This is a genomic window from Microbacterium sp. RU1D (assembly GCF_900156435.1).
Taxonomy (GTDB): Bacteria; Actinomycetota; Actinomycetes; order Actinomycetales; family Microbacteriaceae; genus Microbacterium.
In genome coordinates, this window is record NZ_FTPQ01000002.1 from 275,675 (window position 1) to 289,156 (window position 13,482).

General features: G+C 71.8%; 12 protein-coding genes and 1 tRNA gene. 4 read left to right on the forward strand and 9 right to left on the reverse strand.

Annotated features, from left to right (window positions below; all coding sequences use genetic code 11):
* Positions 1–18: 18 nt before the first annotated feature.
* On the reverse strand, positions 19–357 hold the full coding sequence (locus tag B0B15_RS10010; protein ID WP_076675670.1) for a DUF7882 family protein: 339 nt from the start codon (positions 355–357) through the stop codon (positions 19–21).
* A gap of 324 nt (positions 358–681) precedes the next feature.
* Between B0B15_RS10010 and B0B15_RS10015 the strand changes: the two genes are divergently transcribed.
* From B0B15_RS10015 to B0B15_RS10025, 3 genes are all read left to right on the forward strand, one after another.
* Entirely contained in the window at positions 682–2,079 is a 1,398-nt protein-coding gene (locus B0B15_RS10015; protein WP_076675671.1) for a hemolysin family protein, read from the forward strand.
* The gene (locus B0B15_RS10020; RefSeq protein WP_076675673.1) at positions 2,076–3,101 is read left to right on the forward strand and encodes a CNNM domain-containing protein; all 1,026 of its coding nucleotides are present in this window, start codon (positions 2,076–2,078) and stop codon (positions 3,099–3,101) included. Before B0B15_RS10015 ends, B0B15_RS10020 begins: the two co-directional genes overlap by 4 nt.
* Before the next feature lie 193 nt (positions 3,102–3,294).
* The gene (locus B0B15_RS10025) at positions 3,295–4,113 is read left to right on the forward strand and encodes an SDR family oxidoreductase (RefSeq protein ID WP_076675675.1); all 819 of its coding nucleotides are present in this window, start codon (positions 3,295–3,297) and stop codon (positions 4,111–4,113) included.
* 229 nt (positions 4,114–4,342) lie between these two features.
* Here B0B15_RS10025 and B0B15_RS10030 read toward each other — a convergent pair whose 3' ends face one another.
* The 4 genes from B0B15_RS10030 to B0B15_RS10045 all read right to left on the reverse strand — a co-directional run bounded on the left by B0B15_RS10030 (position 4,343) and on the right by B0B15_RS10045 (position 7,448).
* On the reverse strand, positions 4,343–5,209 hold the full coding sequence (locus tag B0B15_RS10030; protein WP_076676449.1) for a zinc-ribbon domain-containing protein: 867 nt from the start codon (positions 5,207–5,209) through the stop codon (positions 4,343–4,345).
* Between the two features lie 141 nt (positions 5,210–5,350).
* Positions 5,351–5,424: transfer RNA gene (locus B0B15_RS10035), tRNA-Ile, on the reverse strand.
* A gap of 84 nt (positions 5,425–5,508) precedes the next feature.
* Positions 5,509–6,474 (reverse strand): methyltransferase family protein, encoded by a 966-nt coding sequence (locus B0B15_RS10040; protein ID WP_076675677.1) that lies wholly within the window; start codon positions 6,472–6,474, stop codon positions 5,509–5,511.
* Positions 6,475–6,485: 11 nt separating this feature from the next.
* Entirely contained in the window at positions 6,486–7,448 is a 963-nt protein-coding gene (locus B0B15_RS10045) for a DMT family transporter (protein ID WP_176776615.1), read from the reverse strand.
* Positions 7,449–7,489: 41 nt separating this feature from the next.
* On the opposite strand from B0B15_RS10045, the gene def reads away from it, so the two are divergent.
* The gene (gene def / locus B0B15_RS10050; protein ID WP_076675679.1) at positions 7,490–8,056 is read left to right on the forward strand and encodes a peptide deformylase; all 567 of its coding nucleotides are present in this window, start codon (positions 7,490–7,492) and stop codon (positions 8,054–8,056) included.
* Between the two features lie 36 nt (positions 8,057–8,092).
* On the opposite strand, the gene B0B15_RS10055 is transcribed toward def, so the two are convergent.
* The 4 genes from B0B15_RS10055 to B0B15_RS10070 all read right to left on the reverse strand — a co-directional run bounded on the left by B0B15_RS10055 (position 8,093) and on the right by B0B15_RS10070 (position 13,362).
* Positions 8,093–9,397: a glutathionylspermidine synthase family protein gene (locus B0B15_RS10055; protein WP_076675681.1), complete on the reverse strand. Its 1,305-nt coding sequence runs from the start codon at positions 9,395–9,397 to the stop codon at positions 8,093–8,095.
* Positions 9,397–9,771 carry a tRNA-dihydrouridine synthase gene (locus tag B0B15_RS10060; protein ID WP_076675683.1) on the reverse strand — a complete coding sequence of 125 codons (375 nt, stop codon included), beginning with the start codon at positions 9,769–9,771 and terminating at the stop codon, positions 9,397–9,399. The genes B0B15_RS10055 and B0B15_RS10060 overlap by 1 nt, the downstream gene beginning before the upstream one ends.
* Positions 9,772–9,856: 85 nt before the next feature.
* Positions 9,857–10,801, reverse strand: a complete 945-nt coding sequence (gene glsA, locus B0B15_RS10065; RefSeq protein WP_076675684.1) for a glutaminase A — start codon at positions 10,799–10,801, stop codon at positions 9,857–9,859.
* A gap of 56 nt (positions 10,802–10,857) precedes the next feature.
* Positions 10,858–13,362: an acyltransferase gene (locus B0B15_RS10070; RefSeq protein WP_076675686.1), complete on the reverse strand. Its 2,505-nt coding sequence runs from the start codon at positions 13,360–13,362 to the stop codon at positions 10,858–10,860.
* Positions 13,363–13,482: the final 120 nt, after the last annotated feature.

The window sequence follows — 13,482 nt, forward strand, 5'->3', positions numbered from 1 at the left end:
GCACGGCGGCGGCCGCGCTCAGGATGCCGTGCGCCCCACGGGACGTCGGACGGGGGCGGCCTGCGGAGCGATGCCCGCGGCCGTGAGCGTCAGGCCGTCGGCGCCGCTCGCGTCGTGCATCATCTGATCGATGAGCTCGCGGTCGATCGCCGGCTCGCGTCCGCCGTAGAACTGCATGACGAGCGCGTTCGAGGCGTGGATCCACAGGCTCGCCTGGCGCACGCCCTCGTTGACGGGCAACTGGAGCATGAACCCCTCGTTGCGTCGCAGCTTGTTCATGACGACGATGCGGAGGTGAGCGAGGATGCGGTCGTCGATGTCGAACGATGCGCGGTCACGGTAGATGAGTCTTCCCACGACGGGTCCTTTTCTGGCGCGCTGAAGCGTACCGGTAGAGCACGGGCGGGACCACGCCGGGAAGCGAGGCAATGCGGGGATCTCCAGTATCCCATTTGTCGCGCCGCACGGACACTGTGCGAGCGATATATCGCTCGTCGGGTGTGTCGCATCTTCCCGCCCGAGGCGAATGCCCAGATTCCTCGCCGACAGGGTCGGTACATTCGAAAGCGATCTGCGATCACCCGACCCACGAGAGAGAAAACCCGTGAGCCATCACCGCACCTCCACCGACCAGGAGGGCCGATCTTCGAGCCCCCTCTTCCGCGGAGGGGGTGAGATCTGATGCTGGCTGCGGCCCTGACGCTTCTGTTGGGGATCATCGTGACCCTGGCGATCATCGTCGCCTGCGGATTCTTCGTCGCGCAGGAGTTCGCGTACATGTCCGTCGACCGCGCGAAGCTGACCGCACGGGCCGAGAAGGGCGACGCGCAGGCGAAGCGCGTGCTGGCGATCACCAAGCGGACCTCGTTCATGCTGTCGGGCGCGCAGCTCGGCATCACCGTGACCGGCCTGCTGATCGGCTATGTCGCGGAGCCGCTGATCGGCCAATCGATCGGGACGCTGCTGGGCGGCGTCGGCGTCGACCCGACCGTGTCGGTGCTGATCGGGACGGTCGGAGCCCTGCTGCTCGCGACCGTGGTCACGATGATCTTCGGCGAGCTGTATCCGAAGAACCTGGCGATCGCGAACCCGGAGCCCCTCGCCCGCGCCCTCGCCGTGCCGACGCGCATCTACCTGCTGCTGTTCGGCTGGCTCATCACGGTCTTCGACGTCGCCGCCAACACGCTCCTGCGTCTCCTGCGCATCGAGCCCCTCGAGGACGTCGACGAGAGCGCCACCGCGCGCGACCTCGAGGCGATCATCGAGGAATCGCGGCAGAGCGGCGACCTCCCCGACGACCTGTCGATCATCATCGACCGCATTCTCGACTTCCCCCAGCGCGACGTCGAGCACGCGATGGTGCCGCGTTCGCAGGTCGGGTCGGTGACTCCCGACACCACCGTCGGCGCGGTGCGCGCGCTCATGGCCACCGGTCACACGCGCTACCCCGTGATCGGCGACGAGGACTCCCCCGTCGGCGTCGTCGAGCTCATCGACATCCTGCGCGAGAATCCCGCGGATGCCGCTCCGGTGGCATCCGTCATGCGGACCGCCGTCGTGATCCCCACCTCGATGCTGCTGCCGGTGGCGTTGGACCGCATGCGGCGCACCCGCAACGAGCTCGCATGCGTCGTGGACGAGTACGGCAACTTCGACGGCATCCTGACCATCGAGGACCTGACCGAGGAGGTCATCGGCGAGCTCTCCGACGAGCACGACGCCGAGGTGGCTGAAGTGGCCGCGGTCGGCGACGACGCGTGGAGCGTGCCCGGCGACCTGCACCTCGACGAGCTCGAACGACTCATCGGGTACGACCTCGCGGACAGCGACGTCGAGACCGTCGCCGGCCTCGTCATCGAGACGCACGGCGACCTCCCGCCCGTCGGTGGCGTGGTGCGGGTCGACCTGCCGGAGCGCACCTCCGAGACCGTGCAGGGGCTCGACTACGAGCGCTGGCTCGCGGTCGAGGTCGTCGAGGTCGACCGTCACGTGCCCTCGCAGCTGCGGGTGCAGCTGCACGAAGTGGATCGCGATGCCGCCGCGGACGACCCGACCCGCGATGAGGAGGTGGCCCGATGAACGGCTGGACCGTCGCGCTGATCACCACGGCGCTCATCATCGCGAGCGCGTTCTTCGTCATCGTCGAGTTCGCGCTACTCGCCGCCCGCCGTCACCGCCTGGAGGAGGAGGCCGCCACGAGCGCCTCCGCCCGCGCGGCCCTGCGCGGTGTCAACGAGCTCACCGTCATGCTCGCGTTCGCGCAGCTCGGCATCACGGCCTGCACGTTCCTGCTCGGTGCGATCACCAAGCCGGCGATCGACTACGCCCTGGCGCCGGTCTTCGAAGCGTGGGGTCTGCCGTACGTGCTCGCCGACGTCATCGCCTTCATGCTCGCGCTCATCGTGGTGACCTTCCTGCACCTGGTCATCGGCGAGATGGCGCCGAAGTCGTGGGCGATCGCGCATCCCGAGACCGCGGCGAAGGCCACCGGCATCCTGGCCCGCGCGCTCACCTGGCCCTTGCGCCCGTTCCTGCTGTGGATCAACCACCTCGCCAACCGGCTGGTGAGGGCGTCGGGCGTCGAGCCCGTCGACAAGGCGGCCGCCGGTGGTCAGGATGCCGACACGATCCGCGAACTCGTCGCGCACTCGCGTCAGGCCGGCACCCTCGAGCAGCAGTACTCCGAGCCCATCGCCCAGGCGATCGCGCTCGGCACGCTCACGGTCGGCGACATCGTGCGCACCGACCGCTCTCCGACGGCCGTCCCGGCCGATGCCACGGTCGCCGACATCCAGCGGGTGGCCGCGTCGTCGACCCACCTGCGCATCCTGGTCGGCTCGGGCTCGTCGTCGCGGGTCGCGCACGTGCGCGACACGCTCGCCGTCGCCCCCGAGACGCCGGCGCTCGCGATCGCGCGCGACCCGCTGGTGCTCGACCTCGGCGCCTCCGCCTACGACGCACTGGCCCGCATGCGACGCGGACGGGTGCAGCTGGCCACGGTGGTCGAGGGCGAGACGCTCGTCGGCGTCGTCACACTCGACGACCTGCTGCGCGAGATCCTGCCCGGCCCGGGCGAGGTCGTGGAGGTGGCCGCGCGCTGACCGGGCTCGGGGCGGAATCCTCCGTTCGGGGCGTATATTCCGCGCCCCGAGGCGAGGATCTCGCCCCGAACCGGTCGGGGAGGCGGACGCCGGAGCGCGACCGCCCGCGCCGGGCTGTCAAGCCGTCCGACGGGCTGAAGAACGCGGCGTACCGTCGCTCGCGTTCACCCCTCCTCTCTCCGCTAGGACACTCATGAGCAAGATCTGGCTCATCACCGGCGCATCCAAGGGCTTCGGCCGCGAGTGGGCCGAAGCCGCCCTCGAGCGCGGCGACAGCGTCGCCGGAACCGCGCGCGACCTCGACGACGTCCAAGAGCTCGTCGACGCCTACCCCGATACCTTCCTGCCCCTGCAGCTGGACGTGACCGACCACGCCGCGGACACGGCCGCCGTCCGGAAGGCGCGCGAGAAGTTCGGGCGTCTCGACGTCGTCATCAACAACGCCGGCTTCGGGCACTTCGGCATGGTGGAGGAACTCACCGAGGACGAAGTGCGCGCGCAGCTCGAGACCAACTTCTTCGGCGCGCTGTGGGTCACCCAGGCGGCCCTTCCGATCATGCGGGAGCAGGGCTCGGGCCACATCATCCAGGTCTCGAGCATCGGCGGCATCAGCGCGTTCCCGACCGTAGGCGTCTACCACGCGTCGAAGTGGGCGCTGGAAGGCCTCTCGCAGTCCCTCGCGCAGGAGGTCGCCGGATTCGGCATCCACGTGACCCTCGTCGAGCCGGGCGGGTACTCCACGGATTGGTCGGGTCCGTCGGCGAAGCGCAGCGAGGAGATCGACGCATACGCCCAGGTGCGCGAGCAGGCGGCGAAGCGCCCGTCCGCGGCCGACCCCGGCAAGCCCGAGGCCACCCGCTCCGCCATCCTGAAGGTGGTGGATGCCGAGAACCCGCCGCTGCGCATCTTCTTCGGCAAGGCGCCCCTCGGCATCGCCGAGCGCGACTACGAGTCGCGACTGCAGACCTGGCGGGAGTGGCAGCCGGTGTCAGAGGAGGCGCACGGCTCTTGAGCACATCGCCCCGGTCGGGGTGCGCCACGCGGTGTGCCCCGACCGGCGGTCTGCGGCCACGGCCAGGCCGCTCGATGCGCGACTGCGCTGACCGACTCGGTGGCGGCGCTGTGCCGCGCGGGCCGGCCTCCCCCTGCGTTGACATCGCGGCTGGAAGCCGTCTTCGTCCACAACGCGCGGTCCCGGTCGCCGCCGAGACGCCAAACTCCCGGCATCCCGCCGCCCTCCTTCAGCGGAGGTAGGCATCGACGAGGAGCGGACCCCGGATGCCGCGGAAGACGTCGATCAGGCGGTCGACCGCCGCGCGGTTCCACGAGGCGAGGCGCAGGTCGTGCGGTCCGAGCGGCTCGAGCGCGCCCGTGCGCAGCCGAACGATCTCCCACCCCGCCGAGCGGAGGGCCCGGTCCTTGCGTCGGTCGGCGATCTCGCGCTTTCCGACGTGCTCGAGGCCGTGGCGGCCGATCGAGTCGTACTCGACGGCGATACGCAACTCGGGGAAGGCAAGGTCAGGCCATACCTCCAGGTGGTCGAAGAACGGTCGCGCCACACGGACCGCGTTCCATCCCTCGCTCAGGGCCAGCCGCTCGCGCAGGTCGGCGCGCACGCGGCCCTCGACGGCGGAGGCCGGCTTCGGCGCGCAGACGGAGACGAACGCCTCCCCTACAGCCACCGCGGGCGTCTTGCCGCAGAGGCGCTGCGGACGCGGGGCACGCCGTGCCCGCAAGACGGCGTTCGCGGTGACCGCGGGCTGCATCACGGCATCCCGCATGGGCAGCGCCACCGTGCGCGTCGGGAGGGCCTTCTCGCTGCACTCGGGGCACCACGCGCTGCGTCGCCGCTCGCGACCCGGGCGCAGGCGCTGCTCACCCGGTGTCGCGGCGAAACGATGCCCCGTATCGCACTGCCAGAGCAGCAGCACGTCAGCGGCGGGAGGGATCTGACTCAGCGCGATGCCGTCGTTGAGGTCGGGATGGTACTGCCGCACGAGAGCCGGGAAGGCGGCCCACGCCTCGCGATACGCGCCCACGGGGTAGGGCACGTCGAGGCCCTTCGACCACTGCCTGCGGGCCCACCAGGCTTGCACTCTCTCCGGCACGCGCCCGACGGTAGCGCTGACCTCCGACATCGACGGAAGGGCCGGAGTGGTGATCGCCGGCGGCGTGCGCCTCGGCGTCGAACTCGTGCGTCGGCACACTCCGGCGAGGGGCGGGACCTCCGCGCGTCCGGACGGGAAGAGTAGGGCGGGTGGGACTTGAACCCACGATCGTCGGGTTATGAGCCCGCTGCCTTGACCAGCTTGGCCACCGCCCCCAGCGATGACGAGCCTACCGGCATCCGGATGCCGATCCCGAAAGCCGTCGTCCCGGGGCGACCGATGGCACCGGTAACGCGGCCCTAGCCGCCGGAACCCACCGGCCGCAGTCGCGGGACCCAGCACCGCGCGGCGCGCGCATACGCGCGGTAGTCGTCGCCGAAGACCCGGGCGAGGTCGGCCTCCTCGTGGGGGCGGATCGCATAGTTCCAGACGAGCGAGCCGGCGAGGGCGTAGACGACCACCATCCACGACGACATCAGCAGCCCGACGCCCGCGCCCTGCGCGATCCCCGCGAGGGCCATCGGGTTGCGGACGAAGCGGTACGGTCCCGCGATCACCAGACGGTTCGGCATGGCCGAGGGCAGCGGGGTGCCGTCGCCCTCGACCGTCATCGCCGCGGCCGACCAGAGGCCCAGGGCGCTGGCGGCGACGACGACGGCGACCCCCGCGACGACGACGCCGTCGGGCACCGGCAGCATGAGCCGCCATCGCTCCTCCAAGGCGCGGATGATGAGGGGGAACACGACCAGGAACAGGCCCCAGAACACCACGATCTGCGCGGCGGTCGCGATCATGTGGGCTACGGGCGTCGCGCGCGGGCGGGCGCGGCGGAACCTGAACGGGCCGACCAGCAGCACCGCGGTCGGGATGTGCCCGAACGCGAGCAGGAGCCACGCCCCCGCCGACGCGACGCTCGCCGCGATCATGAGGATCACGCCGACGCCGGCGAGGGTTGTCACGGTCGCGTACAGCCCGAGCAGGGCGGTCACCAGCAGCGTCCACGCGGTCGCCGCTGCCGCCGCCCATCGTGATCCGCGGCCCGGGAGCACAGCCGCGAGAGCGGATGCCACGACGAACAGCGGGATGTCGAACACGGCCGCGACGACCGGGTCGAGCGCGCCGAGCGTCGTCTCGCGCACGACCGGGACCGTGAACACCGACACCCACCACCCCGCACCGGTGACCGCCTGCAGAGCGAAGTACACGCGACCGATGGTCTCCGCCGCCATCCGACGCGACACGCCGGAGTGACCCTCGACGCTCATCCGCGCGCTCGTCAGTGCACGCGCGGCTTCGCGGGCTTGGTGTCGCCGGCGATCTGCGGGTGGTGCTTGGTGAGCTGGATGACGCCCCAGGTGGCGATCGCTCCGGCGATGACGAACCCGATCAGCGCCCACGCGGGGGCCGTCGAGGCCTCACCCAGCACGAGCAGACCGATGAGCACCGCGACGATCGGGTCGATGACCGTGAGGCCCGCGATGACGAGGTCGGGCGGGCCGACCGAGTAGGCGGTCTGCACGAAGTACGCGCCGACGGCCACGGCGGCGAGCAGGGCCACCAGGCACAGCAGCGTCAACCACTCGAAGTTGCCGGCCTGGGCGCGGCTGATGACGACCTTCGCCAGCGTCGCGACGAAGCCGTAGATCACGCCCGCGGCCATGATGTAGAACAGCGCCTGCGCCCGGCGGCGCACGAGCACCCAGAACACGCCGAAGACGATGACGACCACGGCGAGGATGCCGAGGATGATCAGCAGTTCGCGCTCGGTGATCACGTGCTCGGTGGCGAAGAACGCGGCGATGGTCACGAAGATGAAGATGCCGCCGACGCACAGCGCGATCGCGAAGAGGGACTGCTTCGTCGGCTTGTGGCGCGACACGCGCGCGTTCAGCACCGTCGTGATCACGAGGGCGATCGCACCCAGGGGCTGCACGAGGATGAGCGGCGCGACCGAGAGGGCGGAGAGCTGGCACACGATCGCGAGGCCCAGCATGAGCGTCCCGGCCACCCACGACGGACGCGTGAGCAGCGAGGTGAGCTGCTTTCGCGAGAGGCCACCGGTGGTCTTGCCCGACAGGCGCTCCACCTTCTGCACGCCGCGGTGCTGGTACTGCGCCCCGAACGACATGAACACCGCTCCCAGCAGGGCGAGCGGGATGCCGAGCAGGATGCGCGGGTCGCGGAAGACGCCGACGAGCTGGTCGATTCCGTCGCTGAGGGTGGCATCGAGCGGGATCACCCCTCGACGATAGCCGCCCGCCCGCTGGATAGGCTGGTGACGTGGCCGTACTCCCGATCCGCATCATGGGCGATCCCGTGCTGCACGCTCCCGCCGCCCGCGTCGACGAGATCACCGATGAGGTGCGTCAGCTCGTCGCCGACATGTTCGAGACGATGGATGCCGCTCCCGGCGTCGGTCTCGCCGCCCCTCAGGTGGGCGTGGGGCTGCGCATCTTCACCTACACGTACGAGGACGACGAGGGCCAGCCGTGGCGCGGCGTCGTCATCAACCCCGAGTTGTGGATTCACCCGCTCGAGCCCGGCTACCCCGACCCCGACGACGAGAGCGAGGGGTGCCTGTCGTTCCCCGGCGAGCGCTTCCCGCTGCGGCGTTCCGAGGCGGCGCTGCTCACGGGCACCGATCTCGACGGGCACGCGGTGCGCATCGAGGTCACCGGGTGGCGTGCACGCATCCTGCAGCACGAGTTCGATCACCTCGACGGCATCCTGTACGTCGATCGCCTGGACGACGAGGATGCGCGCGTTGTCGCCAAGATCGCGAAGAAGCGGAAGTGGGGCAAGCCGGGCGCCTCGTGGATGCCGGGCGTCGACGACATCGACGCCTGACCCTCTCCGTGACGGTGCCCGCCGGCATCCGGATGATCAGGACTCGATGATGTTCGGGGCGAACCGGCAGTAGTAGTCGGTGATGGGACCGTCGGATTCGCGGATGCCGACCCCGTAGGCCTCGTCGTCGACGACCCACGAGCCCAGCACGGGGTGGTTGCTCCCCCGCGCGCCGGGGAAATCGGGCAGTTCGTGATACTGCTGCCAGACGCGCTCGCGTCCCGCGCCCTCGCGGCGGTACTCCTGGCCGTTCGAGGTGACGCTCCCGTCGGCGCGATGCACCCGGATGCCGTCGCCCTCGCGCCCGAAGACGGGTTTGACGACGAAGTCGGTCATGCCGTTCGGCCCGTCGGCATAGGCCGGCAGCAGGTTGGGGTGGCCGGGGAAGAGGCGCCAGAGGGCGACGAGGAGGAGCTTGTTGGAGAGGAACATCTTCCAGGCCGGTTCGTACCAGCGCCCGAACAGGCCCCGGCCCGCGATGAGCAGGGCGCCGAACTCCTGGTCTCCGACGACCCTGTCCTCGCCCGAGACGAGATCCTCCCACGGGTAGAGCTTGAAGAGGTTCCGGATGACGGGGTACTGCGTTCCGGGTTCGTCGCCGGGGAGGGCGGCGACGCTGCGGGACGAACCCCACGGCTCGGGCGCACCGACGAACTGCCGGGCGCCGTGGTGCCAGCCGATGTCCTTCATCTCGATCCCGGTGTGCTCCCACCCGGCTTCGCCCGCGAGGTCGCGCATGTAGGCGACGGTGTCCCAGTCCTCGCCGTAGGTGTCGGCATCCGAGTGGGCGACGAACAGCCGGCCGCCCTCCCCCTCGTTCAGCGACCGGTGCAGCAGGGTGCGCCAGCGCGCGACCAGGGCTTCGTGCAGTCCGTTCCACTGGTCGGTGTCGGCGGGCAGTGCTCCGGTGCGGATGCGGTCCTGCAGCCAGAACCACTGCGTCACCGAGGCCTCGATCAGCCCGGTGGGGGTGTCGGCGTTGTACTCGAGCATCTTCGCCGGCGAGCCGTCGCCCGCGTAGGCGAGGTCGAAGCGCGCGTAGACGTCGGGTTCGTCCTGCTCGAGCGACCACTGGGCGAACTCGAACGCCTTGGGGTCCAGGCCGAGGTGCCCCATCTCGCCCGTGGCGAGGTAGCGCGCGGCCTCGCGGCTCATGCGGTGCAGTTCCTCGGTCTCGCGCTCGAGCTGTTCCACCTCGGGCAGGGTGAAGACGTAGGCGGCACCGTCGTTCCAGTACTCCACCGCGGTGCCGTCGTCGCGGAGTGTGCGCGAGTAGATCAACCCCGACTGCTTGACGGTGCGCTCCCAGTCGGGCCGCGGGTCGAGCTCGATGCGGCGCATCAGCCGCCGTGGCTTCCGTCGGAGCCGGAGCCGCCGAACCCGCCCCGCGAAACGCTCGCGCCGTCGCCGGAGATGCCCCGCGCGGCCGTCTTGCCCGAGGGCAGGTTGTCGACGCCGCCGGTGGCCGGCTGGCCCACCGCGGGAACCGTGCGCGAGGCGGAGCCGATCGGGAGGTAGTACCAGTGCGCGCTCCCGCCGTGGTTGTTGCAGTCGTCGTCGGGCAGGCGCTTCTCGGTGGCGTTGTCGCGGCAGATCTGCGCGTAGTCCTCCGACACGTTCGTGCCCTGCCCGCACCCTGTCAGAGTCGCGGCGAGGGCGGCCACCACGCCGACGGTCACGGTGCGCGAGGCGCGGCGGCGCGCGGGGGCTTGCATCGGGGGGTCTCCTCGGGGATGCCGGATCGGGCGGGTCTTCGGCGATGCTCTCACACCCGGGAGACGCCCGGGTCGTGCCGCGACGTCACCGGCCGAAGGCGTGAAGACCGAGGTCGTCGCTGAGAGCCGCGCTGGCCCGGTGGCCCCGGACGCTGGTCCCCTGTGCGTCGAGAGGCGGACTGACGACCGCGGCGCCCAGACCCCCGCGCGCGGCGAGGACGATCCCGCCCGACACGCTCGACTTGGCCGGAACGCCGACCTCTCGCATCCATCGTCCTGATCCGTCGTACATCCCGCAGGTCGCCATGACCGACACGACGTCGCGCGCGACGCGCTCGGGGATCACGCGGACGCCGGTGCGCGGGTTGACCCCGCCTCCCGCCAGCGTCGCGCCCATGACGGCGAGGGTCTCGGCATCCACCAGGGTCGCGCAGGCCCGCGCGTAGACGGCGACGGCGTCGTCGGCCGACGCGTGCATCACGCCCTCGGCGCGCAGAAGATGCGCGAGGGCGTGGTTGCGGTCGCCGAGCAGGCGCTCGTGATGGGCGACGTCGTCGTCGACGTCGAGGTCGCGCCCGGCGAACGCCGACAGTCCGGCGGTGATCCGCTCCATGCGCCCCTCCGGGCCCGCGCCGTCGACGAGGGATGCCGTGAGGATCGCGCCCGCGTTGACCATGGGGTTCGGGGGACGACCCGTGCCGCTCTCGAGGATGAGGGCGTCGAAGGACTCCCCCGTCGGTTCGATGCCGACGCGGTCGAGGGCTCCGCCGTCGGTGTCGAGCAGGGCGAGGGCGAACAGGAACGGCTTCACCGCGGACTGCACGCTGATGCGGACGTCGGCCTCTGCGCTGCGGACGACGCTGCCGTCGGGGAGGGCAAGCGCGATGGCGCACAGGTCGGGATCGGCGCCGGCGAGGGCGGGGATGCTGTCGTCCACTCGCCCGTCCCGGTGGGGACGCAGGCGTTCGCGCAGCGCATCGACGTCGTAACGGGAAGGGTCCGGAGAAGATGGTGCGGCAAGGGTGGTCACTCCCCCACCCTTGCAGCCGTCCGCGGCCGTGCGCCCGCCGTTGCGCTTTCCGGCGGTCAGTACAGACCCCGGGCCGCCAGCTCGCCCCGCAGGATCGGGGTCAGGCGTTCGGCGAACGCCGGTGTCACGTGCGTCTCGTCGTAGCGGACGGGGGTGTCGCCGGCGAATGCCGGGCAGACCCCCTGCCAGCACGTGAACGACAGCGCGCTGATCGCGGCATCCCCCGTGGAGGCGGCCTGCGCCTCGCTCGCGGCTTCCATCCCGGTCCAGACGTCGTCCACGGCGGAGAGGCAGGCCCCCGGCCCCGTGACCGGCGAGAAGCAGCGGCCGAGATCCGCGCCGTGCGGCGGAGGCGCCAGGTAGACCGTGCGTCCGGGCGGAGCCCAGCCGGCGACCTCCCGGGCGGTGGCGGATGCCAGCTCCGCGGCGTCCAGATCGACGCCGTCGACCGTGCGGGCGAGGGTGAACGCGTTCGACACCACGAGCAGATCCGCGGGGTCCGACGCCACCATCGCCCCGACCTCGCCCTTGCGCGCGCCGCAGCCGGCCGTGACAGACGGATCGCGACTCTCGATGAGGACGTCGGTGAAGCGGCATCCGTACATTCCGACGGTCGTCACCCGCCACGCCCCACCGCTCTCCTCCGCGAGACGCGCGAACGCGGGCGCGTAGGCCATCGCGCTGGAGTCGCCGACGAGGTACAGGTGGTGCGCGGCGCCGGCGTCGCCCCACGTGCAGCCGCCGAGGCCGGGGGTGCGATCGGGGGTGAAGCAGTCGTGGGCGCGGTTCGCCGCCGACGAGTCGCGCATGGCCTCGTCCAGGGAGGGATGCAGCGCGGGCCAGCTGCCCGCCGTGGTGGCCGCCGCCAGATCGCTCTGCAGGGTCGCGAGGGCGTCGCCGGCGGTGGTGCCGACGTCGGCGGGGGCGGAAGCGGCGACGGGCACGCCCGGCAGCGTCGGTGCGCCATAGGTCGCGAACATCGTCAGCACCGTCGCGCCGGCGCCGATGACGAGGGTGGCGGCGGCCAGCCCCACGCGCGGGGCGAAACGAGCGCGCCACGACGACCAGGCGTCGGCTGCGGTCGGCGGTTCGGCGGCGGTGGAGGGTCCGGCAGCGGTCGGGGTCTCGGCAGCGGTGGGGGTTCTGGCGGCGGGCGGGGTCTCGGAAGCCGTGGGGAGCGCTGTGGGGTGGGTCGGGACGGATGCCGCGGGCTCGGGCTCCACGGTGGTACCGGGACGCGTCACGGTGCCCGGGTGTGCCGCAGCGAGGGGTTCCGCCGCGACGGACGCGAAGAGGGGCTCGGTCGCCGGCGTGGCCGTCGCGGGTGCGGGCGGGCGTGCGCCCGGATAGTACCGCTGGCCGGGCACCCACCCCGCGGGGCGCGACGCGAGGGCTCCGGCGCGGGGAACGGACGCGGCGGGCGGAGCAGGCGCGGCGGGGGCCGCGAGCTCGGGCGACGACGCCGGGGCCGGTTCGGTGACGCGTCGGTCGCGCGGCCAGGGCAGTCGGTGCAGCGGCTGCTCGACGCCGAGGAAGGTCGCCACCGCGAGCACGACGATCACGAGCGCGGTGATGGCGAGAGCCGCCGGCCCCGGCGGCAGCACGACGGCGGCGAACACGATCACGGGCAGATGCCAGAGGTACAGCGAGTACGACACGTCGCCGATCGCCACCGAGAGGGGGTTTGTCAGCACGAACAGGTGACGGTGCCGCGGGTCGCCGGCCACCCCACCCGCGATCACCAGGGCGGCCCCGGCCACGGGCAGCGCAGCCCACGGCGCGGGGAAGGGTGCGGCAGGGTCCACCACGAAGAACGCCGCGACGATGATCGCCACTCCGATCCAGGCCGCGGCACCCCCGACCGGCACCGGGATGCGCGAGAGAAGCCCCGCACTCGCCGCGAGCACCGCGCCCACGGCGAGCTCCCCGACCCGCGTGAGCGTCGAGAAGTACGCCAGTGACGGGTCGACCGGCGTCAGCGCCACCGCGGCGGCACCGGATGCCACGACCACCGTGAGGGCGAGGACGGCGACGATCGCGCGGGCTCCACGTCCGCGTCGCATCGCCGCCGGCAGCAGGCCCACCGCGAGCAGCACGAGCAGGGGCCAGACGAGGGAGAACTGCTCTTCGACGGACAGTGACCAGAAGTGCTGCAGCGGCGAGACGTCGCCGGTGGCGAAGTAGTCGCGGCCCTCGAGGCCGAAGCGCCAGTTCGACGCAAGCCCCGCCGCCGCCAGGGCGTCGCCGACGGTCCGGTCGGCCCGGGTGGCCGAGAAGAGCGCGTAGCCGGCGGCGGTGACGGTGCCGAGGACGAGCAGGGCGGCGGGCATCAGGCGCTTGAGGCGGCGCGCGAGGAATGTCGTTAGTCGCACGGTGCCCTCGGCCCGCAGGTCGGCGAGGAGGATGCCGGTCACGAGGAACCCCGACAGCACGAAGAAGACGTCGACGCCGACGAAACCCCCGCGGGGCCACCCGGTGAGATGGGTCGCGACGACGGCCAGGACGGCCACCGCGCGCAGCCCCTGCAGGTCACGGCGGACGCGCGATACCCGAACGGTCACGGAGGGTCCCTTCCGGCCGAGGCGAACGGCCGGGAAGAGCTTAGTGGAACCGCTCCCACCCCGATCGCCGACAGCGGCTCGATCAGAGCGGGCGCCCATTATGCGCGCGGCGACCATCCC

Excerpts from the sequence above, each read along its gene's own strand:
- B0B15_RS10015 (WP_076675671.1), top strand. The coding sequence starts at position 682 with ATGCTGGCTGCGGCCCTGACGCTTCTGTTGGGGATCATCGTGACCCTG.
- B0B15_RS10020 (WP_076675673.1), top strand. The coding sequence starts at position 2,076 with ATGAACGGCTGGACCGTCGCGCTGATCACCACGGCGCTCATCATCGCG.
- B0B15_RS10025 (WP_076675675.1), top strand. The coding sequence starts at position 3,295 with ATGAGCAAGATCTGGCTCATCACCGGCGCATCCAAGGGCTTCGGCCGC.
- B0B15_RS10055 (WP_076675681.1), bottom strand. The coding sequence starts at position 9,397 with ATGCGCCGCATCGAGCTCGACCCGCGGCCCGACTGGGAGCGCACCGTC.
- B0B15_RS10040 (WP_076675677.1), bottom strand. The coding sequence starts at position 6,474 with ATGAGCGTCGAGGGTCACTCCGGCGTGTCGCGTCGGATGGCGGCGGAG.
- B0B15_RS10060 (WP_076675683.1), bottom strand. The coding sequence starts at position 9,771 with ATGCAAGCCCCCGCGCGCCGCCGCGCCTCGCGCACCGTGACCGTCGGC.